Annotated in this window: 24 protein-coding genes, 6 tRNA genes and 1 pseudogene; 30 read left to right on the top strand and 1 reads right to left on the bottom strand. The window is 51.4% G+C overall.

Annotation, left to right across the window (positions count from 1 at the left end):
• Positions 1-51: 51 nt before the first annotated feature.
• The 12 genes from FLZ89_RS03050 to FLZ89_RS02995 all read left to right on the top strand — a co-directional run bounded on the left by FLZ89_RS03050 (position 52) and on the right by FLZ89_RS02995 (position 6,299).
• On the top strand, positions 52-660 hold the full coding sequence (locus FLZ89_RS03050; RefSeq protein ID WP_141265389.1) for a GerMN domain-containing protein: 609 nt from the start codon (positions 52-54) through the stop codon (positions 658-660).
• Positions 661-808: 148 nt separating this feature from the next.
• A complete protein-coding gene (locus FLZ89_RS03045) occupies positions 809-2,719 on the top strand; it encodes an N-acetylmuramoyl-L-alanine amidase (RefSeq protein WP_141305271.1) in 1,911 nt (636 codons plus the stop codon).
• A 67-nt stretch (positions 2,720-2,786) separates the two neighbouring features.
• Positions 2,787-3,347 carry a DUF2179 domain-containing protein gene (locus tag FLZ89_RS03040; RefSeq protein WP_216363822.1) on the top strand — a complete coding sequence of 187 codons (561 nt, stop codon included), beginning with the start codon at positions 2,787-2,789 and terminating at the stop codon, positions 3,345-3,347.
• 85 nt (positions 3,348-3,432) lie between these two features.
• A complete protein-coding gene (murI, locus tag FLZ89_RS03035; RefSeq protein WP_141265390.1) occupies positions 3,433-4,239 on the top strand; it encodes a glutamate racemase in 807 nt (268 codons plus the stop codon).
• Positions 4,240-4,257: 18 nt separating this feature from the next.
• The gene (gene rph, locus FLZ89_RS03030) at positions 4,258-5,007 is read left to right on the top strand and encodes a ribonuclease PH (protein ID WP_373995613.1); all 750 of its coding nucleotides are present in this window, start codon (positions 4,258-4,260) and stop codon (positions 5,005-5,007) included.
• Positions 5,000-5,614, top strand: coding sequence for an XTP/dITP diphosphatase (locus FLZ89_RS03025; protein ID WP_141304323.1), 615 nt, complete (start codon positions 5,000-5,002; stop codon positions 5,612-5,614). Before rph ends, FLZ89_RS03025 begins: the two co-directional genes overlap by 8 nt.
• 163 nt (positions 5,615-5,777) lie before the next feature.
• Positions 5,778-5,851: transfer RNA gene (locus tag FLZ89_RS03020), tRNA-Gly, on the top strand.
• 7 nt (positions 5,852-5,858) lie between these two features.
• A tRNA-Arg gene (locus FLZ89_RS03015) sits at positions 5,859-5,935 on the top strand.
• Positions 5,936-5,954: 19 nt separating this feature from the next.
• A tRNA-His gene (locus FLZ89_RS03010) sits at positions 5,955-6,031 on the top strand.
• Positions 6,032-6,046: 15 nt separating this feature from the next.
• A tRNA-Gln gene (locus FLZ89_RS03005) sits at positions 6,047-6,122 on the top strand.
• A gap of 8 nt (positions 6,123-6,130) precedes the next feature.
• Positions 6,131-6,206: transfer RNA gene (locus FLZ89_RS03000), tRNA-Lys, on the top strand.
• Positions 6,207-6,214: 8 nt separating this feature from the next.
• Positions 6,215-6,299, top strand: a tRNA-Leu gene (locus tag FLZ89_RS02995).
• Between the two features lie 224 nt (positions 6,300-6,523).
• Here the strand turns inward: FLZ89_RS02995 and FLZ89_RS02990 are convergent.
• Positions 6,524-7,482: pseudogene (locus tag FLZ89_RS02990) on the bottom strand (Rpn family recombination-promoting nuclease/putative transposase).
• 324 nt (positions 7,483-7,806) lie between these two features.
• On the opposite strand from FLZ89_RS02990, the gene FLZ89_RS16285 reads away from it, so the two are divergent.
• From FLZ89_RS16285 to larA, 18 genes are all read left to right on the top strand, one after another.
• Complete coding sequence (locus FLZ89_RS16285; protein WP_256369487.1) at positions 7,807-7,929, top strand: hypothetical protein; 123 nt, start codon at positions 7,807-7,809, stop codon at positions 7,927-7,929.
• 325 nt (positions 7,930-8,254) lie between these two features.
• Entirely contained in the window at positions 8,255-9,013 is a 759-nt protein-coding gene (locus FLZ89_RS02985; protein WP_141304322.1) for a helix-turn-helix domain-containing protein, read from the top strand.
• Positions 9,014-9,200: 187 nt separating this feature from the next.
• Positions 9,201-9,599 carry a DsrE/DsrF/DrsH-like family protein gene (locus FLZ89_RS02980; protein ID WP_141304321.1) on the top strand — a complete coding sequence of 133 codons (399 nt, stop codon included), beginning with the start codon at positions 9,201-9,203 and terminating at the stop codon, positions 9,597-9,599.
• A gap of 22 nt (positions 9,600-9,621) precedes the next feature.
• Positions 9,622-9,861 (top strand): sulfurtransferase TusA family protein, encoded by a 240-nt coding sequence (locus tag FLZ89_RS02975; protein WP_141304320.1) that lies wholly within the window; start codon positions 9,622-9,624, stop codon positions 9,859-9,861.
• Between the two features lie 113 nt (positions 9,862-9,974).
• Positions 9,975-11,114 (top strand): NAD(P)/FAD-dependent oxidoreductase, encoded by a 1,140-nt coding sequence (locus FLZ89_RS02970; protein ID WP_141304319.1) that lies wholly within the window; start codon positions 9,975-9,977, stop codon positions 11,112-11,114.
• A 17-nt stretch (positions 11,115-11,131) separates the two neighbouring features.
• Positions 11,132-11,725: a DUF1641 domain-containing protein gene (locus FLZ89_RS02965; protein ID WP_141265397.1), complete on the top strand. Its 594-nt coding sequence runs from the start codon at positions 11,132-11,134 to the stop codon at positions 11,723-11,725.
• A 206-nt stretch (positions 11,726-11,931) separates the two neighbouring features.
• A complete protein-coding gene (locus FLZ89_RS02960; RefSeq protein WP_172613414.1) occupies positions 11,932-12,681 on the top strand; it encodes a FadR/GntR family transcriptional regulator in 750 nt (249 codons plus the stop codon).
• Positions 12,665-14,338: a dihydroxy-acid dehydratase gene (gene ilvD / locus FLZ89_RS02955; RefSeq protein WP_141304317.1), complete on the top strand. Its 1,674-nt coding sequence runs from the start codon at positions 12,665-12,667 to the stop codon at positions 14,336-14,338. Before FLZ89_RS02960 ends, ilvD begins: the two co-directional genes overlap by 17 nt.
• Before the next feature lie 22 nt (positions 14,339-14,360).
• Complete coding sequence (locus FLZ89_RS02950; protein WP_141304316.1) at positions 14,361-14,642, top strand: UxaA family hydrolase; 282 nt, start codon at positions 14,361-14,363, stop codon at positions 14,640-14,642.
• An 87-nt stretch (positions 14,643-14,729) separates the two neighbouring features.
• Positions 14,730-15,920 (top strand): UxaA family hydrolase, encoded by a 1,191-nt coding sequence (locus tag FLZ89_RS02945; protein WP_141304315.1) that lies wholly within the window; start codon positions 14,730-14,732, stop codon positions 15,918-15,920.
• 109 nt (positions 15,921-16,029) lie between these two features.
• Positions 16,030-16,929 carry a 4-hydroxy-tetrahydrodipicolinate synthase gene (dapA, locus tag FLZ89_RS02940; RefSeq protein WP_141304314.1) on the top strand — a complete coding sequence of 300 codons (900 nt, stop codon included), beginning with the start codon at positions 16,030-16,032 and terminating at the stop codon, positions 16,927-16,929.
• A gap of 94 nt (positions 16,930-17,023) precedes the next feature.
• Positions 17,024-17,698 (top strand): RraA family protein, encoded by a 675-nt coding sequence (locus FLZ89_RS02935; RefSeq protein WP_216363821.1) that lies wholly within the window; start codon positions 17,024-17,026, stop codon positions 17,696-17,698.
• 21 nt (positions 17,699-17,719) lie between these two features.
• Positions 17,720-18,808 (top strand): Ldh family oxidoreductase, encoded by a 1,089-nt coding sequence (locus tag FLZ89_RS02930; protein ID WP_141304312.1) that lies wholly within the window; start codon positions 17,720-17,722, stop codon positions 18,806-18,808.
• 15 nt (positions 18,809-18,823) lie between these two features.
• Positions 18,824-19,843 carry a tripartite tricarboxylate transporter substrate binding protein gene (locus tag FLZ89_RS02925; RefSeq protein ID WP_141304311.1) on the top strand — a complete coding sequence of 340 codons (1,020 nt, stop codon included), beginning with the start codon at positions 18,824-18,826 and terminating at the stop codon, positions 19,841-19,843.
• A gap of 63 nt (positions 19,844-19,906) precedes the next feature.
• Positions 19,907-20,323 (top strand): tripartite tricarboxylate transporter TctB family protein, encoded by a 417-nt coding sequence (locus FLZ89_RS02920; RefSeq protein WP_172613413.1) that lies wholly within the window; start codon positions 19,907-19,909, stop codon positions 20,321-20,323.
• 1,322 nt (positions 20,324-21,645) lie between these two features.
• The gene (locus FLZ89_RS02915; RefSeq protein WP_216363820.1) at positions 21,646-23,163 is read left to right on the top strand and encodes a tripartite tricarboxylate transporter permease; all 1,518 of its coding nucleotides are present in this window, start codon (positions 21,646-21,648) and stop codon (positions 23,161-23,163) included.
• Positions 23,147-23,383, top strand: a complete 237-nt coding sequence (locus tag FLZ89_RS15860) for a hypothetical protein (RefSeq protein WP_141304308.1) — start codon at positions 23,147-23,149, stop codon at positions 23,381-23,383. The genes FLZ89_RS02915 and FLZ89_RS15860 overlap by 17 nt, the downstream gene beginning before the upstream one ends.
• Before the next feature lie 50 nt (positions 23,384-23,433).
• Entirely contained in the window at positions 23,434-24,726 is a 1,293-nt protein-coding gene (gene larA / locus FLZ89_RS02905; protein ID WP_141304307.1) for a nickel-dependent lactate racemase, read from the top strand.
• The last annotated feature ends 5 nt before the right edge of the window (positions 24,727-24,731 follow it).

Below are 24,731 nucleotides of genomic sequence, written 5' to 3'. Positions count from 1 at the left end.
CCTCCTTTCCTTGATATTTATGTTATAGCAGGATTGAAAGGAGGGATTTTTTTGCGGGCAAGAAAATACTTGGCAGTTGCAGTGAGCTTGTTGCTTGTAGTTGCTTTGGCGAGCGGGTGCGGTTTAATAGATAGGTTGACGGGTAAGTCCCGGTCCCAGGTCCAGATCCAGTTGCCGCCGCCGGAAACCAGCACGCCGGCAACCGGGGCCGAAGAAAAGAAAGAAAGCACCAAAACTACCCAGGTTGTCCTCTATTTCAGCGACCCCACCGGGAATTACCTGGTGGCCGAGCAACGCACCATCCCGCTGGTAGAGGGTATTGCCCGGGCAGCCATTGAGGAACTCATTAAAGGACCGGGGCCGGGTTCGCAGCTCCTGCCGACTATTCCCAAGGGGACGGTCCTGAAAGATATAAACATCCGCCCCGATGGCCTGTGCAGGGTAGATTTCAGTAAAGAACTGGTGGCCAACCACAGCGGTGGTTCCCTGGGGGAAAGTTTAACCGTCTATTCCATCGTCAATACCCTGACCCAGTTTCCCTCGGTCAAACAGGTCCAGTTCCTGGTCGACGGCCAATTTGTTAAAACTATTGCCGGACATGTCGATGTTTCGGCGGCTATAAGCCGCAATGAAAGCCTCATCAAAAAGGAAGCGCAGTAATTATTTGTCTAAAAATGACAAATATGAGGTGCCTTATCGGGGCACCATTTTTGTTTTTGCAACAAAAAATGGCGATGAAGGAAGGAAAGAGTTGCGGCACAGCGAATAGTTATGGTAGCTGCAAAAATGAAAGGAGAAAGGAAGGGTGATGGACAAGCGCATACGTACGGGCCGGTGGGGTCTTTTATTGTTACTACTAGTGTTAATGTACATATTAACGCTGGGCTTAAAGGCCCTACCGGCCACAGCTGGCCCCGGTGTTACCCTCATCCTTAACGGTAACCGGGTTGACCCGGCGGTACCGCCTTATATTGACGACAACGGCCGCACCATGGTACCCTTGCGCTTCGTTATGGAGTATATGGGTGCGAGGGTGGATTGGGTAGAAAAAGAACAGGGTATTGTCGTTAACCGGGGGGCAACAATTTTAAAAATGTGGATTGGCAGCCGCCAGGCCTATGTAAATGGACAGGGCATCCTGCTTGATACCACGCCGGTATTAAAGGGTAATACGACCATGGTGCCGATCCGTTTCATCTCCCAGGCCTTTGGCGGCCAGGTGGACTGGAATGCTGCCTCTCAGACAGTCAGGATCACCCTGGGAACAGTCAAGGGCGCCAACCAGGTGCGCCTGACGGGCAGTTATGTTAATATCCGCTCCGGCCCAGGTCTGGATTACAGTATCATCGATGTCCTCCCCCGGGGGACGGTGCTAAGAAAGCTAGGGGAGATGCCCGACTGGTACAAAGTCCAGTTAAATGATGGCCGGCAGGGGTGGGTTGCAGCAGCCTATGCCCAACCGGTTTATGATAATAATCTGCCGGGGAACGGCGGGACGCCCGGTGAAAACCCGCCTACGGGCGGAACTCAGCCCTCGGACGAGACCACCTTGCCCGGCGACGACCAGCCGCCGACCGGACAACCCCTGGGCCTGGCGGTTATCGGCAGCCGGCCGGTAGCAATTTTGGCCGGTCCCAGCCCGGTGGAAAAGCAGGTGGGTACGGCCACTGCCGGCAGTAAACTGCCCATCTGGCAGCAAAAGGGTGACTGGTGGCAGGTGGAAATGACTAACGGCCGGCGCGGCTGGCTGGCTAGAGCCCTGGCCTCCTTTGCGCCCTACGAACCGTCGGGAAGTGAGCCTGATGGCCGGACGCCCGGCCTCCAGATTACCGGGGTAACAGTAGCGCCCGCAGGTGATGCCATCCAGGTTACCGTTAAAGCCACTGAGGTTTTTAATTATAAAACTTCCCGCTGGGACAATCGCCTGATTGTTGATGTTCCTGGCGCCCTCCTGGCCGTATCGGAAGGGCAGAAAACAGTGGAAGTAAACCGGCCTCCCGTGGCCAGGGTGCGCCTGGGGCAGTTTACGGCGGATACCGTTCGCATCGTCTTTGACCTTAACGGAGCCGCACGGATGAACGCCCGGCCGGCTGCTGACAAAAGCGGGATGATCTTTCTTTTAGAAAAGTCTTCCCTTAAGGGCAGTAAGATTGTCATCGATCCCGGCCATGGCACCGATCCGGAAGGGCCCGACCCCGGGGCCATTGGCCCTACCGGGGTTAAAGAAAAGGACGTCAATCTGGCTATAGCCCAGAAACTTGCCAGCCTGCTCCGGAAGGCGGGGGCCAGCGTTTACCTTACCCGCAATGGCGAGAACTGTCCCTATACCCTGGCGGGCCGGGCCTATTTTGCCAATGATGTGGGTGCCGACCTTTTTATCAGCATCCATTCTAATGCTTCCTATAGCTCCGACGCTTCCGGCACATCCACCTATTTCTATGCCCCGCCGGGTACGCCTCTCGGGGAGCAGAGGGAAGAGCGCCGGCGTCTGGCTACCGCCATCCAGGCCGCCCTGGTGGCAGCCATCGAAAGGAAAGACCTCGGTGTCCTGGAAGCCAATTTCTCTGTCTTACGCAATACCAACATGCCCTCGGTGCTGGTAGAGACGGCTTTTATCTCCAACCCCACCGAGGAACAGCTCTTGAACAGCCCGGCTTTCCAAGCCAGAGTAGCGGAGGGCATTTTTAACGGGATCAGCACCTACTTTGCCGATAATTAATTTTACCGCCAGTTGGCCACGTAGAGGAGCCTGCAGTGACTTGCGGGCTCCCTGCTTCTTTGTTACAATGGGGGAGCAGCAACCTGGGGGAGGGATACCGGTGCTGGCCCTGGTAGGAGGATACTTTTTAATTTTTTTGGCCCGGGTAACCGACGTCAGCATGGCTACTTTGAGAATGCTCCTTTTAGTCAGGGGCAAACGCTTTTATGCTGCCGGTATCGGGTTCTTTGAAGTTTCCATCTTTGTGGTGACTTTAAAATATGTAGTTGACCGCTTAAACGATCCGGCGAGCCTTGTTTTTTACGCCATGGGCTTTGCCACAGGCAATATAGTCGGTAGTCTCATTGAAGAAAAGGTGGCCCTGGGGCAGGTGACGGCTCAAGTAATCACCCTCCACAACCCCCTGGAGCTGGCCGGCACTTTACGAGCTGCCGGCTTTGGCGTTACTGTAACCGAGGGGCAGGGCCGGGACGGTTGCCATCCCATTTTAAACCTTAGTTTTCCCCGCAGGCAGCTAAATGTCATCCAGCAAATGGTAAACAAGTGGGATCCGGAAGCTTTTGTGGTTGTCCATGAAGTAAGAACAACTTATGGTGGTTTTTGCCATTACCGGCGCAAAGGGAAATAGACATTAACGGTATACCTTTAAGCATATAATATGAGGTACTGCTCTTTAATATTAAGATAACGACCTCGATAAGGAGTTGAGGACGGTGCAGCCCGTCCAGCCAGTGGGGGTTTTTGATTCCGGAGTTGGGGGGTTGACGGTAGCCCGGGAGATTACCCGGCAGCTGCCGGCAGAGACCATTATTTACTATGGTGATACGGCCCACGTACCCTACGGTTCCCGGACTGTAGACGAACTGATAGGTTTTGCCGATGCCATAGCCGGCTTTTTAATTGCAAAAGGAGCCAAGGCCATTGTTGATGCCTGCAACACTACTTCCGCTGTGGCCCTGCCTTACCTGCAAAAAAAATATCATGTCCCGATTATTGGGGTAATTGAGCCCGGAGTAATAGAGGCACTGCGGGCCACGCAAAATGGCCGCATTGGCGTCATCGCCACTGAAGCTACAGTGGCCAGTAATGCCCATCGGAAAGCCATCCTCGCCCGTTCCGGAAAAGTCCAGGTTTTTGTCCGGGCGTGTCCCAAACTGGTACCCCTGGTAGAGGCCGGGCTGGTTTCCGGTCCCGAGGTAGAGGTGGCAGTGGCGGAGTACGTGGAACCCCTGGTTGAGGCGGGAATTGATACCCTGATTCTGGGGTGTACCCATTATCCCTTTCTGGCTCCAGTTATCCAGGAGGTGGCCGGCCCGGGGGTAACTCTAATCGATCCGGCGGCAGCTACGGTACGGGAGTTAAAGGAGGTGCTGGCTGCGGGCGGCGGCCTAAGGGGCGCCCACTGCTCCCAGGCCCACAGTTTTTTTGTCAGCGGTGATGCCCAATTATTTAGTAATGTGGGGATGCAATTGGTCGGCTGGCCGGAGCTTAAAGGCACCAGAAAACTGAAACTGGATTAAGGAGTAGCGACCATGGCCTTGACCAGAGTAAAGGGGCGTAGTCCGCGGGAGTTACGCCCGGTGACGATAGAACGGCATTATCTTAAGTACGCCGAGGGTTCGGTGCTGATCAGCATAGGTGATACGCGGGTCATCTGTAGTGCCACCGTGGAGGAAAAAGTACCACCCTTTTTACGCAACAGCGGCAGGGGCTGGATTACGGCCGAATATGCCCTGCTGCCCCGGTCGACCCGGGAGCGGACTGTGCGGGAAGCGACCCGGGGCCGCCCCAGCGGCCGCACCCAGGAAATCCAGCGCCTGATCGGCCGGGCTTTACGCAGTGTCGTCGATACGGCGGTTTTAGGTGAAAGAACCATCTGGCTTGATTGCGACGTCCTCCAGGCCGACGGCGGTACCCGGACGGCAGCCATTACCGGCAGTTTCGTAGCCCTGGCCGACGCCCTGGCCGGGCTGGTGGCGGCCGGGACCATACCCCGGTTACCCCTTCAGGATTTCCTGGCGGCTATCAGTGTGGGGCTGGTCGATGGCGAACTGCTGCTGGACCTGGACTTTGAGGAAGATTCCCATGCCAGTATTGATATGAATGTAGTTATGACCGGTTCCGGGCAGCTGGTAGAGGTCCAGGGAACAGCGGAAAAACAACCCTTCAGCCGGGAAGAAATGGCTGCCATGCTCGACCTGGCCGGGGAAGGGATAGCGCGGTTGATTGCTATCCAGCGCCAGGTCCTGGGGCCCCTGGCGGACCAGGTGGGGACAGGCTATGAGTAGGATAGTTGTAGCTACGGGTAACGAAGGGAAAGCCAGGGAATTTCGGGAGCTCCTGCGGGGACTGAATGTTGCTGTGGCAACTTTAAGGGATTTTCCCGGGTTGGCCCTTCCCGAGGAAACGGGCAATACCTTTGCCGAAAATGCCATTCTAAAGGCGCGGATAGTGGCAGAAAGCACCGGGCTGCCGTCCCTGGGGGACGATTCCGGCCTGGAAGTAGATTTCCTTAAAGGGGCGCCGGGGGTTTATTCCGCCCGCTTTGCCGGCGAACCATCTGATGACCGGCGAAATAACACTAAGCTGTTACAGCTTTTAGCCGGTGTACCTTGGGAAAAGCGTACGGCCCGTTTTCGCTGTGCCCTGGCCCTTGTTATTCCGGAAGGGGACATTTACCTGGCTGAAGGTACAGTGGAGGGCTCCATTGCTTATGAACCAAAAGGTGATTATGGTTTCGGGTATGACCCCCTGTTTTATTTGGCTGAATATGGTAAAACCCTCTCCGAACTTGGGGAGGAAATAAAAAACAACTTCAGCCACCGTGCCCGGGCCGTCCAGAACCTCTGGCCGGTTTTAAGCCGGCTGTGGCCGGGCGATAAAGCAGGGGGATAAAAGCTTTGACCGCAAGAGCCGGCTCAAGCACGCCCTGCAGGGCGCTAAGGGCCGATTATAATAAATATTGCCCCGCAGGGGAAAAATATTAATGAATTTGCCCGTTAGTGGCAAAAACTGTTTTTGACTTCAAGCATTTTTTACGGTATAATATGCTTTGCATGCGGGTGTAGCTCAATGGTAGAGCCCCAGCCTTCCAAGCTGGTTGCGTGGGTTCGATTCCCATCACCCGCTCCAGCAACAAGCGCCTGTAGCTCAGCTGGATAGAGCAGCGGCCTTCTAAGCCGCGGGCCGCAGGTTCGAACCCTGCCAGGCGCGCCAAAAAAGATAGGAAGATATGGTGGGTGTAGCTCAGTTGGTTAGAGCACCAGGTTGTGGCCCTGGGGGTCGTGGGTTCGAGTCCCATCTCCCACCCCATTTTTTTATCCATGCTGGGGCGTAGCCAAGCGGTAAGGCAACGGACTTTGGATCCGTCATTTCGTTGGTTCGAATCCAGCCGCCCCAGCCAGTATCTATGAGCCATTAGCTCAGTAGGTAGAGCACCTGACTTTTAATCAGGGTGTCCGGGGTTCGACTCCCCGATGGCTCACCATTTTTTTTGCGGGCGTGGCGGAACGGCAGACGCGCCAGACTTAGGATCTGGTGGGGTTCACCCGTGGAGGTTCAAGTCCTCTCGCCCGCACCAAACCTAATAAAATAAATTCAAGGCTTTCCGGGTTTAAAGCCCGGATTTTTTCTTTACCTATGCGCGATAGACTTGCGCGGCTTCGTTTTAGAGCCTTCAGGTAATGGCGGGGGTCCAGGTTCTTCCCCTTTGCCGCCAGGATTTGGGGTGAGTGGCATGGGCCGCCTAACTCATGGCAAACTCCAGGGGGATGTTGCCGGCAATAGTTAAGAACCTAGAAAAGATCAATGTTCCAGTTGTCTTTTTAGGGTGTTTATCTCTTCCAGATTCAGCCCCGTGGCCCTGATAATGGTGTTGACGTCGACGTTAAGCAGGAGTAAGTTTTTGGCTACTTCTAACTTTCCTTCTAACTTTCCTTGCAATAGAGTTTCTTGCTTCATTTCATCCAGAGCTATTTCCAGGTTGCTAATCATCTGTTCCACCTCCATGGGATTGTTGGCCTCCAGGATGGAGTCCACTTTTGCCTGTACGCCGGAAGGCATTTTAGGTTTGATAATGTGCTTCAGCCAGGTTGTTATATGACGGAACTCATCGGGAGTCATGGTCTTTATTGCTTCAGCCAGTTTTTGGAGGCGCATTACCAGCGTTTCCGGCCTGGCTTTTTGGTCCAGTAAAAATATGCTAGCGATTACATTGGCAGCTTTGACAAGGTCTTCTTCGCTGTAGCGATTGACATCAAACAGTATGTAACTAAAGTCCAGAATATACCCGGCAAACTCCTGGTAACTGCTTATCATTTCTTTGAAGGTGCTGGCTGCTGTCCAGTTGTTAGCCCCGTTGTAGAGCACCCCCGAGATGATGGGCGGCAGGCGGAAATTCTTGCTTTCCCGCTAGTTCTGCGGGTTGTTGTAGATTTCTCGCCAGATCTCGACCATATAGAGCAAAAGGCGGAAAGGTATCAGGTAGTCTACCGTTGACTGCAGCTCCAGCAGGATATAAAAGATGACGTTTTTATCCCTGGTCTTAAGCTTATAAACAATATCGGCTTCTTTCTCGCTGAAATCCTGGAGGACGTAGGACTTATTCACCAGGATAAGGTAGTCTGCGTCAATGGCCGCCACCCAGTCTTCCCGGACGAAGGTCTTCAGCAGTTCTAGGAATACCCTTTTGTCGGTCAGGAGCTGCCTGTAACCCTGTCGTGGGGGTGGTGGGAAGACCGGGGCTTCCATTCATTTTCCGGCACAGGAACACCTTCTTCCAGATGTAATTATATCATATTTTTGGGACAGTGAGGGATGTCGCCTGGAAGATGGCTTTTTTCCTGAAACGATTTTTCAATTGGGCGTAAGGCCGGTCCAACCAGGCGTGTTTTTCGTGCCCAGCTTGAGCGTTAACTTAGTGGTGAAAGGCCACTGCAGGTGGGGCAGCACTCGTCTGCTAGCCAAGAGATCCCTGGCCGTTACCGACCTAGGGGAAAAGCTGGCCTGGCGGAGAGCCGGCGATCCGGTGAGTTTATTCTTGTACCACTATTGCACCACAGGTAGTACCTTCCAGCCCGTAATAGCGAGTGTTTGTCCCTGATAAGGTTTCTCTATCCACCTTTTACCGCTATCTGGCCCAGCCGGACCTGGCGGTATCTTCCGCGGCCGATGCCGGGGAAAAGGAAATCAAGTGCTTTGCCTACCAGTGAGCGAATGAGCTCTGGTAGGGGGATATCATGTACGGCCCTTACCTTATCGTCTTTATCGACGACGTCTCGCGCCTGATTACCGCGCCCAGTTCTTCTGGGAACAGAACTATACCGCTGTGCAGATAACCTTAGCTCTCTTCGTGCTTTGCCATATTGTATACCTCCCAGATTGCGATATAATATTTGCGTAAGGTTCAAATGAGAGCGTAAAACCCGAGAGGTTATTAGCGTAAAATGGAATAACTTCTTTTGAGGCTTAAACGCATCTCTTAATATGGGGTTTGGTAAAAAATCTAAGGCGGTTACCACCAAAGGAGCAATTACCATGGAAATAGGTTCTACCATCAGGCATTTCCGTGAAGAAAGGGGCTATACCCTGGACGACCTGGCGGGCAGGGCGGGGATTTCCCCCTCATATTTAAGTGAAATCGAAAGAGGTCATAAGCGCCCCTCCCTCAAAACCCTGGATAAAATTTGCACTGCCCTCAATATTCCCCGGGAAAACCTTATACCCGCCGAAAACAGGGTCGGTCTGGGAGATAAAATCCGGATGGTGCGCCAGGAAAAAGGTCTTTCCCTCAAGGACCTGAGCGCAAAAACAGGTATTTCTTTCACTTATTTAAGCGAAATTGAAAGGGGTGTCCTGCATCCCGCCGCCGATACTTTGAGTAAGATTGCGTCCGCCCTGGAAGTCCCCCTCTCCCTGCTGGTAAGCCATACAGAAAACTGGATCGGGAAAAAACTCAAAGATGTCCGCGAATCCCTAGGGCTTACCCAGAGCGCCCTGGCAGCCCAGGCCGGCCTCTCGCCGGCAATGATCGGGCAGATTGAAGCAGGAAAAGTGCAGCCCTCCCTTAATACTATAGAAAAAATAGCCAGAGCCCTGGGAATTTCCCCTTGCTACCTGCTTATAGCCCGTGACCAGCTGGAAGAAATGCTGGCTTCCATGGGCCCGGATTTAAGGGAACTGCTGCTGAACGAGAATGTGCAGGCAGTACTCAGGCAGATCTGTTATTTAAATGAAAAACAACTGCGCTTTCTCTTGAAATTTATAGAGGTATTTAAACAGGCCCAGCTGGAGTAATTTTTTTGCCTCTTTCTTCGCCGAAAATATTTTTTGCGAAGAAATCATAAAGCATGGGAGGAAATTTTTCTTTCCTGGCGAATATTATTTACTGGAGGTGGTTGTGATGGGATGGTAAAAGGTTAGTTTGCAAAAATAACAACTAGTTCAAGACCGGGTATAAACAAAATAGAAAGGAGAATTATCCATGGAACAACCCAAACTGTCCGTTATCCTCCTCTCGGGAGAACTGGAAAAATTACAAGCAGGGTGTCTGGTAAGCTCAGTAGCTTCCATGTCGGGGATGGAAGTCAACGTTTTCGTAACTATGGAGGCATTAAAAGCTTTTCGTAAAGATGTAATCAATGCCAGGGAGTTTAAAACCGCCGGTGAGATAGGCCGGGAAATGCTCAATAAGAAAGTCGACCTGTTCTACCAGCTACTAGAAAACGCGAAAGACATGGGTAACCTGAAGGTATACGGCTGCGCCATGGCCATGGATTTGATGGAGTGGAAGAAGGAAGACCTCATAGATATTTTTGATGACGTAATCGGCGTTACGGCATTCCTGGGTAAAGCAGCCGGCAGCCAGGTCATTGTAATGTAAGTTAGATTCTTGGAGGGATAACATGTCCGAAGTAAATATCACGAAAACTATTGACGCCCGGGGCTCTTATTGTCCAGGACCGTTGATGGAACTGGTAAAAGCGATTAAGCGCGGTCAAATAGGGGACGTATATGAATTGTTGTCCAGTGATAACGGTTCGGCCAAAGATGTGCCGGAATGGGTCAACAAAATGGGACACGAGCTTGTATACTGCCGGAAAGATGGAGATTTCTGGCGCATTGCTGTCAAGAAAACAAAATAGCTGCTGGCCGGATGTTAACGGCCGGAGGGGGCGCAGGTAAACTCAAAGTTTAATTCCCTGCGCCCGCCCTGCCGGGTCTTTACTAAAGCTTACTGTTTAAGGGAGTGTCGTACGTGACCAGGCGCATCATCATTGTCGGCGGTGGCGTGGCCGGTACCATGGTGGCCAACCGGCTGGCAAAATCTATGGAAACCGAAGTTTATAACGGCGAGCTGGAAATAGTATTGATTGGTGATACAGGCAAGCATATTTACCAGCCGGGCTTCCTGTTCATGGCCTTCAATGAAGGCTTCCTGGAGCAGTTTGCCAGGGAAGAGAAATACCTGCTGCATCCCAAAGTAAATTTCGTTATGGACGCAGCGCGCCATATCGATGTTGACAGGAAAAGGGTTATTACCGGCAAGCAGTCCTTTGACTACGACTTCCTGGTTATAGCCACGGGGTCGTACCCCGATATGGATTCAGTACCCGGCCTGGCGGCAGGCGGCCACACTTTCTATACACCAGAAGGCGCCGAGAAACTACGGTATGAAATGCTGAATTTCCAAGGCGGCACCCTGCTGGTAACCATCGACGTGCCCCATAAGTGCCCGGTGGCACCCCTGGAGTTCATTTTTATGGCCGATGATTACTACCGGGAAGCCGGTATCCGTAACAAAGTGCAGTTAAAGTACACCTACCCCATCGGCCGCGTTCATTCCCTGGAGCCTGTTGCTAAATGGGCCGTAAAGGAATTCGAAAAGCGTGGTATTGAATATGAAACCTTTTTTAATCTGGAAAAGGTTGATCCCGAAAAGAGAATTGCTTACAACATGGACGGTTCCGAGCACCCCTATGATTTGCTGATTGCTATCCCGGCCCACCGGGGAGCTAGAGTAATTCAAGATTCCGGGCTGGGCGATGAAGACAGCTTTATCCCCACCGACCGTTACAGTTTAAAGATGGAAGGGCAGGATTGTGTCTATGTGATCGGCGATGCCACCGACCTGCCTGTCAGCAAAGCAGGATCAACCGCCCATTATGAAGCCGACGTAGTCGTGAAAAATTTAATCAGTGAATTAAAGGGATTGCCGGCCACCCATCGTTATAACGGCAAGGCGTTTTGTTTCATTGAAACCGGGTTAAATGAGGCTACGTATATCACCTTTAACTACAAGCAACCGCCGCAGCCGGTGCCGCCTTCAGAGATGCTGCACTGGTTCAAGCTCTCTTACAATGAAATGTACTGGCTGTCTGCCCGGGGGATTTTATAAGGGGGGAGTGAGGAAGGATGGCCCAACCTGCCAGGAAAATAATGGGAACTACCAGTACGGAGCCGGAACTATCCGGACGCTCGCGGGAAGTTTTGGATCTTATCAGTGCCGGTATGGATTCCCTGGAACCGCCTGTTATCCAGAATATGGTTGGCAATTTGGTCCGGCTTGGTGAAATGGCCGATGAATTCAACCGCCCGGAAATGCTGGATCTTTTCCGGGAGGTCGCCAGGGCCGGCAGCAACCTTCGCAGCTTAATTGCAGAAATAAGAGATCTGCAGGAGACGGGGACGATGACTACCTTGCTGGAGCTTGGGAGAGTGGTCCAGGCAATGAAAGATTCGTTAACAGCGGGAGTAGTCACAGGAGCTTTACAACAGATAGTTAATACCGTATTCATGATGGACCAGATTCAAACACTTAAGGGTGACAGGCTCATGACAGGTATGATCGCCGCTATGCAAGAAGCCGTTCAGGAGAATAAGGATAAATCCCCGCAAGGCGTATTGAGTCTGCTGCGGCAATTAAACAATCCGGAGGCCCGGAAAGGCCTTAGTATCTTCGCTTCTTTCCTGCAAAAGCTACCAGCGCATCTGGGTTCTACCAATTAGCATTTATGACAGGCTGCCGGCCGGGCAGCTTTTTTTGTTTGCCCGGAGATAAGGTGTTAATAAATTTTTGCCGAAAAAATAGATCGGCAGCAGGAATTTTCGTGGCGACAGCGAATAGTAAATATAGACTGACACATCTGGTGAGTATCTCAATCACTGAGTTGAAATCTGGGGGGCGGGCAAGTCGGGTGGAGAATTCATTCGCTGTGCGCAAGAAAAAACTGTATGAAGAAGTAATGGAACAAATATCCAGGCTTATTGAAAGCGGCAATTACAATGTCGGTGACCGTCTCCCCTCCCTGCAGGAATTGAGCGAGATGTTTGCCGTAGGCAAACCCACCCTGCGTGAGGCCTTGAGTGTGCTGGCTGCCATCGGTACCCTGGAGATCCGGCACGGCAGCGGTATTTTTATCAAACGTCTGCCCCTGAAGCCGCATTATGAAATTTTGAGCCGCCTGGGCGAGGTCGATAATGAAAAGCTGCTGTACTGGTTGGAATTCCGCCGGGCGGTGGAGGTAGAGGCGGCGCGCCTGGCCGCGGAACGCCGGGATGAAAACGACATACGGGCTATCGAGGAGGCCGAGGGCCGGATGGAGGAGGGCATTCGGCAGGGTAAAGTAGCTTCCCGGGAGGATTATCTTTTTCATTACCGTATCGCCCAGGCCACCCATAACCCGATTTTTACCCAGATCAGCATGACCAACGAGCCCATGCTGCAGCAGTATTTTGAACTGAGCTTACGCCAATCCTTGGCTACCCCCTGGCGCCGGGAATTGGTAATCGAAGAGCATAGGGAAATAATAGATAGTATAAAAAAGGGTCGACCACATGAGGCCCGCCGGGCCATGTTGGAGCATATTACCAATGTAATAAGGAAAGTTCAGTTGCTGGAAGGGATGAGCGGCAACAAAAGCAACAAAGAAGAAGGAAAGGTAGAAGATGAAAAAAATACGTAACTCCGCAGAGCTGTTTGCAGGTGTTAAAGGCGCCTATCCTCGGGCCATGTTTAAGGCAACGGGCTATCACAGAGAAGAGCTTAGAAAACCGCTAATCGGCGTGGTCAGCTCCTGGTCGGAAATGCATCCGGGCAGTTATCCCAACAAGGAGCTGGCCCAGTTCGTAAAGGCCGGGATCTGGGCCGCCGGCGGTACGCCGGTAGAATTTCATACTATTGCCGTCTGCGACGCCATTGCCCAAGGTGCAGGCATGCATTTCTCCCTACCCAGCCGGGAAATTGTCGCCGCCGAAATAGAGGTGATGGTCGGCGCCGGGGGTTTTGACGGACTGGTGCTCTTGCCTTCCTGCGACAAGTCGCCGGTGGGGATGCTAATGGCCGCAGCGCGGCTAAATATCCCAACCATTTTTTTGCCGCCGGGACCAATGTTACCTTATTTTAATAATAGCGAACAACGTGTTATGTCAGATATAAAAGAGGCTATGGGCGCATTAGAAGATAATAAAATTTCCGCCGAAGACTTTGCTGCCATTGAGGAGGACACCTGCCCGACGACCGGCGTCTGCGCCATGATGGGGACCGGCAACACCATGGGATGTGTGATTGAAGCCCTGGGGATGTGCCTGCCCGGTGCAGCTACGGTCCCGTCCGTCTTCGCGGGTAAACGGCGCCTGGCCAAACTTACAGGTGAACGCATTGTCGCCATGGTACGGGAAGGGTTGCGGCCGCGGCAGATTCTGACTGAGGCCAATTTCCATAACGCCGTACGCTTTGTTATGGCTACCGGCGGTTCCACCAATGCCGTGCTGCACCTGCCGGCCATTGCCTACGAAGCCGGTATAAGCCTCACTTTAGACGATATCGACACCCTGTCGGAAAGTACACCTTGCCTGGCTAAATTTAAGCCGTCCAGCAAGTATACCCTGTGGGACTTTTATGAGGCCGGCGGGGTGGGGGCTGTTTTAAATGAACTGGCGCCACTCCTTAATAAGGATTTTCCTACTGTCGTGGGAGACAAAATCAGTACTTATTTCCGTCCGGTAAAGCGGCGGGAGGTAATAAGGCCGTTGGCGGATCCCGTGCAACCCCGAGGGGGGATTGTCATCCTCAGGGGCAACCTGGCACCCGACGGCGCCGTAATTAAGATCAGCGGCGTTCAGGATGCGCCACGACGATTTGTAGGTACGGCCAAGACCTTTGAATCTGAAGAAGATCTGATGCGGCATATAGCAAACAAGCAGGTTAAGGCCGGTGACGTCCTGGTGATCCGTTACGAAGGTCCCCGGGGCGGTCCGGGCATGCGGGAAATGTCCATTCCCGCCGCCCTACTTACCGGAATGGGGCTGGGAGACAAGGTGGCCATGATCACCGACGGCCGTTTTTCCGGAGCCAGCCGCGGCTTTTGCATCGGCCACGTAACTCCGGAAGCCCAGGTTGGCGGGCCGATAGCCATCGTCCAGGATGGCGACCTGATTGAAATCGATATCGCCCGTAAAAGGCTCAATTTGCTGGTTGACGAGGCCGAAATTGCTGCCCGCCTGAGCCGTTGGTCCCCCCGGGAAGCACCGGTCGAGGAAGGGTACCTGGGATTATATTGCCGGCATGTGGGGCAGGCCGATAAAGGGGCCCTTTTAAATCCGGCCATCCTGGAGCAGTGATACCGGCGGAGGGGAGCGAGATATGGCAGAAGCGCTGCAGTTAAATCCACGTGACAACGTGGCGGTAGTTTTAAGCAATGTTCGGGGAGGGGAAGAAGTAAAAGTTATCGGGCGGGAAACATTAAAACTTACCGCAAAGGAAGACATTCCCTTCGGCCACAAGATAGCGTTGCTATTTTTAGAAGCAAATGGGGCGATTATTAAATACGGGGAAGAAATCGGCAAAGCCAGAATACCTATCCTTCCCGGAAGCTGGGTACATCTTCATAACGTCTACTGCGAACGCGGAAAAGAAGTATTATAAACTATAATATGCATATCAATAAGAAAAATAAATGGAATATGCTTATACATCAAAAAAACCAGTCAATGGCATCAACGGGGGGAAATTATGAGCAACAGACATTTTCTCGGCTACCCACGGGAACGGGGGTTGCCGGGTACGCGTAACCTTGTCGCCGTTATACCCTCCGTATTTTGCGCCAATGTCGTAGCCAGGCGTATTGCCGAGCAGGTGGCCGGGACCGTGGCCCTGTGTCACCCGGTAGGTTGCAGCCAGGTGGGGTGGGACCTGGAATTGACGGCGCGGGCGTTGAAGGGGGTGGGGCGCCATCCCAACTTTTACGGAGTTGTCGTAGTGGGTTTGGGCTGCGAGCGGTTTCGGGCTGAGGAACTCGCCGCCGCTATAGCTGAAGCAGGCAAGCCGGTAGAGATGGTGATTATCCAGAAGGAAGGTGATACTTTAAAAGCCGTTGAGCGCGGCACTCGATTGGCAGGCAGGCTGGTAAGCGAGGCGGCGCGCCAATCACGGCAAGAACTTCCCCTCTCCCAGCTCTGCCTCGGCCTTAAGTGCGGTGGTACCGACGCCACTTCAGGACTGGCGGCCAACCCGGCCCTGGGTTGGGTCACCGACCGCCTTATCGAAGCCGGGGGAGCGGCGATCTTTACCGAAGTCACAGAATTGCTCGGCGCTGAAGATATTTTGGCGCGACGGGCGGTTAATCGAGATGTAGCCGAAGCAATTCGGACAGTGATCAGCAACATGGAAGGCCGTCTCCGGACCGCCACCGGGTGGCAGGAACTACAACATCGCTCGGCCCTCATTTCGCCGGGCAATGAAGACGGCGGGGTGACGACGGTCGTAGAAAAAGCTTTGGGAGGGATTTATAAGGCAGGAAGTGCACCTATCAGCGGCGTGTTGGCCTATGGGCAGGAAGTTCCCGGCTCGGGGCTCTATTTACTGGATTGCGTCGGCCATGATGGTGAGGCCGTCACCGGGCTGGTGGCCTCCGGCTGCCAGGTGGTGGTCTTTACTACCGGACGCGGTACGCCGACCGGCTTCCCGGGAGTACCCGTAGTTAAAATGACCGGTAATTCGGCCACCTTTCAGCGGATGCAGACAAACATCGACTTTAACGCCGGTACGATCATTGAAGGAGCGCGCCTCGAAGAGGTGGGAGCAGAACTTTTAGAAAAGGTGATCCGGGTAGCATCCGGAGAACCTACCAGAGCCGAACTTGGGTACCATGATGAACTGTTCTGCATAACCCGTGATTATACTGCCGGCGTATCATATAACTGAATGTGGGGACATATAAGCCGGAAATTTAGAGGAGGTGGTTGAAGGCAGGGAAAAAGAAAACCCATTTTTCACCCGTCAGTGTAAAAAATTTACCGGGAGGTTGCTAAACATGTTTCGTCTTTACGGAATTTACGCACCCATTGCCACACCCTTCGACGGCGATGCAATTGCCTATGAAAAACTGGAGCATAACATGGAGTTCTGGTTGAAATCAAAAATGGCTGGCATCGTAGTAATGGGATCAAACGGCGAATTTGTCCTTCTCGGCAGGGAAGAAAAAGAGAGGCTGATCAATTTCTGCTGCGAGAAGGCGGCCGGGAAAAAAGCCGTCATTGCTGGAACGGGAGCAGAGTCCACGAGGGAGACAATCAGTTTAAGTAAAGCGGCGGCTGCCGCCGGCGTTGATGCCGTTCTGGTGGTCACGCCCAATTATTACAAGGGAAGCATGAATGAGGCTGCCTTAAAGAAATATTATTTTGACGTGGCGGATGCTTCGCCGGTACCCGTTATTATTTACAACATGCCACGCAACACGGGTGTGAATACCTCGGCGAAGCTTGTCGCCGAACTAGCCGGACATCCCAATATCATCGGTATCAAAGACAGCGGGGGTAATATTGTCCAGATTGCGGAAATTATCAAGAATGCACCGCCAGACTTTGCCGTTTTTGCCGGTTCGGCCAGCTTTTTGCTGCCCAGTCTGCTCCTGGGAGCTAAGGGTGGTACCTTGGCCCTGGCCAACATTCTACCCGATCAGTGTGCCGAGGTGCAGGAACTGTACGAAGCCGGTCAATTAGCGGCGGCCTGCGATTTGCAATTGAAGCTTCTCGAGATCAACGCCGCCGTTACTTCCCGTTATGGAGTGGCCGGTCTGAAAGCTGCCATGGATATGGTGGGCCTCTACGGCGGCGATCCGCGTCCGCCCCTGCTGCCCCTGGGAGCGGCTGAAAGGGAAGAACTGCGGGGTATCCTGGAGCGGACAGGCTTTTTCAACAAGCTGGCGGCTTAAAGTAAAACCGATTAAATGTGGGGTATGCAATAAAACGTGCAAACAAGTATTTTATTGTTTCTAACCTTGCTCAATTAAATGAAGGAGGATTTTCATGTATGGTTTTCGCATCATCGCTAATATTGAAAGGGCTTCTAAAGAACTCATTGAAGGTTTCCGCGGCCTTTGTACAGGTAACATAGCTGACGTGCTGGGTAGATTTCACACTACGATAGGCCTTAGGCATTTCAACAACCCTGGTTTGCACATGGTGGGTACAGCTTTTACTGTAAGGACTACTGCGTCAGATAACCTGATGATCCATAAAGCCATAAACATGGCGGAACCCGGGGACGTAATTGTTATAGAGGGAGAAGGTAATATTAGTAGGGCCCTACTGGGTGAGATTATGTGCCGCATGGCCCAGGCCCGGGGCTTGGCGGGTTTTGTGGTTGATGGAGCGATCCGCGATGCCGCTGGCATCAGAAATCTGGATTTCCCAGTTTATGCCAAGGGTATCAATCCGGCAGGGCCTTTTAAAGAAGGCCCTGGGGAAATTAATGTCCCCATTTGCTGCGCCGGTGCGGTTGTCCACCCAGGCGATATCCTGGTTGGAGATGACGATGGTGTGGTGGTGATTCCTAAGGAACAAGCGGAAGAGGTATTAGTTAAGGCGAAAGAAAAAGCTGTCGAAGAAGCTGAGATCTTTAAACAGATCGCCGCAGGTACTGTCGATCGTACCTGGGTCGATAAAATCTTGCAGGCAAAGGGATGTAAAATAATCATTTGATGGAAAGGGGGTGCAATATAATTGGCTGAGGGCTCCGTAAGGGTTGATGCCGAACAGCTGCGCCTCTTTGCCGAAGAGGTAATGATGGCAGCCGGCTGTGGGGAATATGACGCCAAAGTCGTTAGCGATCTGATGCTTGATGCCAGCCTGCGGGGTGTTGATTCCCATGGCATAAGTCGGCTTGGTATCTACAGTGAGCGGATTGCCAAGGGCCTCGTGGATGGTGTAACCAAAATCAGGATCGAGCGCGAGACGAGTATAAGTGCATTGGTCGACGGCGGCAACGGTTCGGGAGGGGTCATAGCATTGAAAGCCATGGAGCTGGCTATGCACAAAGCCAAGGAAAACGGCATTGGAGTGGTCGGAGTCAAGAATTCAAACCATTGCGGCACGCTGGCCTATTATACCGCCAAAGCAGCAGACGAAGGTCTTATCGGCTTTGCCATGACCAACGCTCCGACGACTATGGTGCCTTGGGGCGCACGTAAGCCCTGGTTCGGGACAAACCCTTTCTCCTATGCTTTTCCGGTTGCAGGGGATGACCCTATCGTTTTTGATATGGCCACCTCTATAGTTGCCAGGGGAAAAATTATCCTTGCCCACAAAAATAAGAAACCCATTCCCGAAGGGTGGGCCCTCGATCCGGATGGTCAACCCACCACTGATCCGGCAGCGGCTCTAGCTGGGATGGTGCTTCCTATGAGCGGGCCGAAAGGTTCAGGTCTGGCGCTCATGGTGGAATTTCTTTCCGGAATTATTACCGGAGCCTCCTTCGGACCGCACGTGGGGCCGCTCTATGATAACCCGCATGGCAAGCAGGATGTAGGGCATTTTTTCCTTGCTATGCGACCGAGCCTCTTTATCGATCTCGAATTATATAACGCTCGAATTAAGCAAGCCATCGCCGAAATCAAAGCTCTCCCGCCTGCGTCAGGATTTGATGAGGTCATGCTTCCTGGTGAACCGGAGAGGCGTAAGAAAGCTGAACGGTTAGCCAACGGAATACCCTTGAGTCTAGAAGTTTTCGAGGAACTGAAAAGGATAGGTGCCCATTATGGGGTAAAAAGGGTTTTGGAACAAATTACCTGCAGCAAGAATATTAAAAACTAAGGAGGGACATATGATATGTTGAAGTTGAAGAGGTTTAAAATTATGGCGATTTTGTTGGCTATGATGGTGATCTTTACCTTTACACTGGTCGGCTGTTCAGGCCAGGAAAAGCCAGTATCTGAGTCGGAAAAGGGTAAATCCGAACAGGCCAACTCGAAGTATCCGGAAGGACCGATCACTGTTATCGTGTCTTATGCTGCTGGTGGTGGTACGGATGTCGGTGCTCGTATTCTTCAGCCTTTCGCCGAAAAAGAATTGGGGACTTCGTTAGTTATCGTCAACAAGCCCGGCGGTGGTGGTTGGGTAGGTTGGAGTGAATTGGCCAAGGCCAAGCCCGATGGCTATACTATCGGTTTTATTAATACCCCAAATTTAATGGCGGGATATCTTGATCCTAAATTGAAACGCAAAGAAAATTTAAACAGCTTTATCCCAATCATTAATCAGGTTACCGACTATGGTGCTATTGCTGTAAGGCCAGATAGTAAGTTTAAGACCATCCAGGATGTCATTAAGTATGCTAAAGAGAATCCTGGAAAACTTAGTGTAACATCGACTGGATACGGCAGCGACGACCATATAGCAGCTTTAAAATTAGCCGAAGCCATTGGCAGCAAGTTTGAGATTATTCATCTCAACGGTGCAGCTGACAGCAGGGCTCAAGTTCTAGGAGGACACGTTGATATTCTCTTTGCTAATGTTGGTGAGGTTACCACTCTTCATAAAGAGGGACAGTTGAGAGTTCTGGCTGTAATGAGCGAGAAACGTTCCGAGTTTCTGCCCGACGTTCCAACTTTAAAAGAAATCGGTTATGATATCGTGAGCGCTTCAGCCAGGGGTATAGCCGCACCTGCTGGAACTCCACAGGAAATTATTGATTTCTTACAAGATAAATTGGAAAAAGCAATTAAAAATCCAGAACACATTAAAAAGATGGCACAGCAAGGACTGGCAGTTATTCCGATTAAAGGTGATGAATACATGAAATTACTTAAAAAGGACGAAGCGGATGTTAAGAAATATATGGGTTGGTAATAGGAAGGAGACGGGAGGCCATCCCGTCTCTCCTCCATATTAACCTCGAGGGAGGTAGCGGTTTTGAGTAGAGACCGTCTCTGGGCAATTTTCTTAATCTTGATAGCGGCTTATCTATATTATTATACCTACGGTTTTATTCCCGAAGCTGCTAAATACCCGCGCATTTTACTTGTTATGATGGTTTTTTTATCGTTAATTATGTTATTTAACTCTTCAAAAGCAAAAACAGGGGAAAGTTCTGATGAAAACCCCTGGCGAGCGATAATTACCTTTCTCATATCGCTTGGCTATTATGGTTTAATCTTTTTATTCAGTTTCCTACCAGCTACCCTGATTTTTCTTCCCGTCCTAATGTATGTAATGGGCGCAAGAGATTGGAAGATTATTCTGGTAACGACAGTCGCTGTTGAAGTTTTTATATACTTTATCTTTGTTTTGCAACTTAAAGTAGTTATGCCGTCAGGACTGGTAATGTAGGCACTCGTAAACCTCTAGAAAACCCCAGGAAAAAGTAGGGAAATAACCAATCGAAGGTAAGTGATTCTAAAAAATATAAGTTATGCCGGACGACTAAGCCGCCAGGGGCTGGCCCAGGACCTCAGCCAAGATGTCCCAGCCTTGAGCTGAAGCCTCAGCAATCCAGGCATCCTAGGTGCTGGTTCAAGGCCACCAGATGGCTGCGCCAGAACTAAGCCTCCTTGCACCTAACGCGACAACGTTCCAGCTCATAATCAACCTTGGCGCGCTTAAAAGAACGTTCGGCAGCGGAACGGTTGACGTAGACTTTCTTCCAGGCTAAAGAATGACGCGGCGTTTGCGTAAAGAGGCACCGTTCATCATGGGGCTTAGTATGAACAGTACGGCCATAATAAGGCGAAGGCGAGCAAGGACGAGGACAATTAATCTCCCGTTTAACACGCTTTCTGTCCTAGGACCGAGTCATGGCGACAGGGTAACAATAAAGAGGCAACTCATAGCGGCTATCGGCAGCGGTTAACTCATAAAGAGTATAACCGTAGAAATAAGTACTCCGGTAGCTGTCCTAACCCAAATGGCGTCGGGGTCTGTGTAACGGCGGAGGCAGGAACAGCGGAAGCCCTCTGTTCGCGGCAACGGCATACCTTCACGCCAGCCAGGCTGGTGCCCGTGCGCAAAGGAGAACCATCCCCGGCGATCATTAAAGCCGCAGGGTCAGGAACAAGGCCCAGGGCCACGGAGCGGTCCACACTAGCTATGGAAAAGATGAGTTGGATCAATCTCTCCGGTCTGAGGCTAAAGGACCGGCCCTTAATAGCTTGCTGCATCAATCTCCCCACGACACCTGGGTGTTTCGGGGCAAGCTTCTGACCAGACTTAAGTCTATCCTTAGGTTTCGCCATAAAAGGACACAGCTTAAGGCGGCGGTCACGAATTTTCGTGCTATCCTTCAGCTAACAGCGGTGGAAGAAATCATAAAAAGTACCGACGCCAGGCGTCTTATGCGGTTCGAAATCCGAAAGGATAGCCAGGACCTTATCCCGTTTGAGCATCGAGACCCATTGCGAAATACCAGCGATCTTCAAATTAGTCATCAATAACAAAGAACGCAGCAAGTTAACCGGCTCGTACTCAGCCGGGCGGCCAAAAGAAGAATAACAGGATAACAGGACACGTACTAACTCAAACGCCTATTTTCGGCACCTATTTATCCCTATACCCCATAGGAGCTGGGGAGAAAAAATAAACCTTTCTGAAGGGTTTAAGCACCAACGTTTGGAAGTTTCCGAGAACGTACGTAATCTAAAAAGGGGTGAGTGTTTTTGATTTTCCAGGCGCTATTTAATTTATTTAATCTGCAAACGATAATAGCTCTGGTAGGGGGAACTATCGGTGGCATAGTCATTGGCGCATTGCCCGGGCTTAGTGCAACTATGGGTGTGGCACTCCTGATACCTTTGACGTTTACCATGAATCCAGCTCAAGCTCTAATTATGCTGGCCTCTATTTATGCTGGTGCTGTGTACGGTGGGTCAATTTCGGCAATTTTAATTCATACACCTGGGACACCGGCATCAGCTGCTACTGCTATTGACGGCTATGCTATGACAAAAAAGGGACTTGGAGGCAAAGCTCTGGGAGTATCCACAGTTTCTTCAGGTATAGGGGGTTTCATTAGCGGGTTAGCCTTGCTCCTTATAGCACCTCCGTTATCAAAGATTTCGTTGATGTTCGGGCCGGCAGAATACTTCTTGTTAGCTGTTTTTGGCTTGACTATTATTGGCAGCCTTGTTGGAGATTCCGTAGTAAAGGGGTTAATATCAGGTGTCATTGGGCTCCTTGTAGGTTCAGTTGGGGTGGATATAATAAGCGGTTATCCCCGTTTTACCTTTGGATTGACCCCTCTTGAATCGGGGATCAGTTTTATTCCGGCTTTAATTGGACTTTTTTCCATGTCGCAGGTACTTACCCTTAGTGCCCAGAATAAAAGTGCGAACGCGGTTGAGATTGGCTCTCTTGGTAATGTACGTGTTACCCCTACCTTAAAAGAACTAAAAAATTTATGGATAACCATTTTGCGTTCTTCGATAATTGGCATTATCGTTGGAATGTTGCCCGGAGCGGGTGGTGATATTGCATCCTGGGTGGGTTATAACGAGGCTAAGCGCTTTTCTAAAGAACCTCATAAGTTCGGTACCGGAAATCCTGAAGGAGTTGCCGCTTCCGAGGCCGCTAATAATGCTGTATGCGGCGGCGCGCTGATTCCTCTTCTAACCCTGGGGATACCAGGAAGCGCAACCACTGCAGTAATGCTTGGTGGCATCATGATTCAGGGACTTATTCCGGGGCGTGAACTTTTCACTAAATATGCTGATGTGACTTATATGTTGATTATTGGCTTTATTCTTGCACAACTTGTTTTAGTCATTGTTGGCCTGGCTGCGGCGAGGTATCTCCCCATAATTACCCGCGTTCCGTCCAAGTATCTAGCACCGATCATTATTGCTTTATGCGTTATCGGTTCTTATGCTATAAATCTTAGTCTGTTTGATGTTGGCGTGATGTTTTTCTTCGGACTTTTAGGGTATTACATGAAAAAAAACGGTTTTCATCCGGCACCAGTAGTACTGGGAATAATTTTAGGGCCAATGGCCGAAAAAGGTTTACGCACAGCTCTCCAGCTTGCTCAGGGCAATCCTTTTAGATATTTCCTGACAAGCCCGCTCAGTGATATCTTAATAGCTTTGATCCTTCTGTCGCTGCTGTCGCCAATATTGATGGAGCGTTTTCGTCGCAACCAGAACATTCCTACAGAAACAAGTGATGGCATGGACGCTTAGTAATGAGAGGAGACTTTTGGAGCTTGCTCTGTCCTTCTCAGTTCCGACAGCGACGCTAGAAAAAGCTGATTTTCTCCTGATGAAGGCTTATTTGATTGAGATAGAAGCTTCTGCAATAATGCCCAAGGTAAAGGTAGAAAGGATGATAACACCAATATCCCTTAAACGGGGGTCCACTCCCGGTAAAAAAGTGCCGCGCGTATGTTTTATAGCAACCTAACGTTACTACCTGCAAGAAACCATGTAAACCATCATAAGTGAGGGGTAATTATGAAAATCCCAATGCCTTACGGAAGTGATTTTCTAGCTATAGAAGTCCCGCAACAAAATATCATAGGCATCCTAGAACCGCCTTCTTTTCCTCCTTTAGCCGATCCCAGCGCAGCCATTAAAGCCGCGCTGGCAAACCCCGTGGGTACCCGCACCTTGAGCGAACTGGCCCGCCCGGGGATGAAAGTAAGCATCGCCATTTCCGACGCTTCCCGCCCCAATATTGAAAAATGGATCTTACCGCACGTATTCAGGGAGTTAAACGAAGCCGGAATTAAAGACGAAGACATTACGGTTATTGTAGGCACGGGTTCCCACCGGCCGGCTACTACAGAAGAGATTGCTGCCATGGTGGGGGACAAAGTTAACAGTGTGCGCGTCATCAATCACTTTTCCGATACCAGTCCGTTAGTCGACCTGGGCCGGACATCGGGCGGTTACCCGGCCCTGGTAAATCGCTATTTTTATGAAGCCGATCTCAAAATCGCCCTAGGCACGATTTTACCGCACCCCATAGCCGGTTACAGCGGCGGCGGCAAGGCCATAGCCGTAGGGCTTTCATCAAGCAAAACTATCAGCAGCATCCATACCCCGGCCACCCTGGACGACCCACGCACCGGCCTGGGCAAGGTAGAGGGCAACCTCTTTATCCAGTTCGGCTATGACGCCGCCCGGCTGGCGGGCCTGGATTTGTTAATCAACGCCGTAGTTAATGAAAAAGAAGAGATTATTGACGTCATCTGCGGCGAGGTGGAGCTGGCCCATCGAACTCTGATCGAGCGTACGGCACGCAGGGTTTATGAAGCCTCTTTTTCCGCACCGGCAGACATTGTGATAGTTTCTGCCGGTCATCCCAAAGATAACAACCTTTATCATGTGGCGGCCGAGGCTTTAGGTGTAGTTGCCGGCAACGGCGTCCAACACCCCTGCGTTAAGAAGGGGGGTACGATAATCGTCGTATCTCCTATGGCAGAAGGTATATATAATGAAACGATGTTTGAATGTTTGAGTAAAGCGATACCGTCAGAAGTGGTAAGGGAACTTAAGACGGCGAAAATAGACCGGCCGGGGATGCACCGCGCCTACGCCACGGCGCAAATCTTGTGCGATCACGAGGTCATCTTTGCGGAAACGCAGTTGGACCCGGAAATTGCGCACAAGGTGCACATCAAGCCCATGGCCACTGTGGCGGCAGCCCTGGAATACGCCCTGGCTAAGCATGGTACCCAGGCCAGCATCCTGGTAGTAAAAAATTCTCACAGGTTGGTACCAGTCCTGGCAAGCGAAAGTTAGCAAGG

The sequence above is a fragment of the Moorella sp. E306M genome (genome assembly GCF_006538385.1).
Lineage (GTDB): Bacteria > Bacillota > DSM-521 > Neomoorellales > Neomoorellaceae > Neomoorella.
Note: the sequence above shows the minus strand (reverse complement) of the source record. Positions and strands in the feature narration are given on the sequence as shown.

Excerpts from the sequence above, each read along its gene's own strand:
- FLZ89_RS03025 (WP_141304323.1), top strand. The coding sequence starts at position 5,000 with ATGAGTAGGATAGTTGTAGCTACGGGTAACGAAGGGAAAGCCAGGGAA.
- FLZ89_RS15860 (WP_141304308.1), top strand. The coding sequence starts at position 23,147 with ATGGCATGGACGCTTAGTAATGAGAGGAGACTTTTGGAGCTTGCTCTG.
- FLZ89_RS03045 (WP_141305271.1), top strand. The coding sequence starts at position 809 with ATGGACAAGCGCATACGTACGGGCCGGTGGGGTCTTTTATTGTTACTA.
- FLZ89_RS03040 (WP_216363822.1), top strand. The coding sequence starts at position 2,787 with ATGGGGGAGCAGCAACCTGGGGGAGGGATACCGGTGCTGGCCCTGGTA.
- FLZ89_RS02965 (WP_141265397.1), top strand. The coding sequence starts at position 11,132 with ATGGCCCAACCTGCCAGGAAAATAATGGGAACTACCAGTACGGAGCCG.
- ilvD (WP_141304317.1), top strand. The coding sequence starts at position 12,665 with ATGAAAAAAATACGTAACTCCGCAGAGCTGTTTGCAGGTGTTAAAGGC.
- FLZ89_RS02950 (WP_141304316.1), top strand. The coding sequence starts at position 14,361 with ATGGCAGAAGCGCTGCAGTTAAATCCACGTGACAACGTGGCGGTAGTT.
- FLZ89_RS02945 (WP_141304315.1), top strand. The coding sequence starts at position 14,730 with ATGAGCAACAGACATTTTCTCGGCTACCCACGGGAACGGGGGTTGCCG.
- dapA (WP_141304314.1), top strand. The coding sequence starts at position 16,030 with ATGTTTCGTCTTTACGGAATTTACGCACCCATTGCCACACCCTTCGAC.
- larA (WP_141304307.1), top strand. The coding sequence starts at position 23,434 with ATGAAAATCCCAATGCCTTACGGAAGTGATTTTCTAGCTATAGAAGTC.
- FLZ89_RS02925 (WP_141304311.1), top strand. The coding sequence starts at position 18,824 with ATGTTGAAGTTGAAGAGGTTTAAAATTATGGCGATTTTGTTGGCTATG.
- FLZ89_RS02980 (WP_141304321.1), top strand. The coding sequence starts at position 9,201 with ATGGAACAACCCAAACTGTCCGTTATCCTCCTCTCGGGAGAACTGGAA.
- FLZ89_RS02975 (WP_141304320.1), top strand. The coding sequence starts at position 9,622 with ATGTCCGAAGTAAATATCACGAAAACTATTGACGCCCGGGGCTCTTAT.
- FLZ89_RS02935 (WP_216363821.1), top strand. The coding sequence starts at position 17,024 with ATGTATGGTTTTCGCATCATCGCTAATATTGAAAGGGCTTCTAAAGAA.
- FLZ89_RS02985 (WP_141304322.1), top strand. The coding sequence starts at position 8,255 with ATGGAAATAGGTTCTACCATCAGGCATTTCCGTGAAGAAAGGGGCTAT.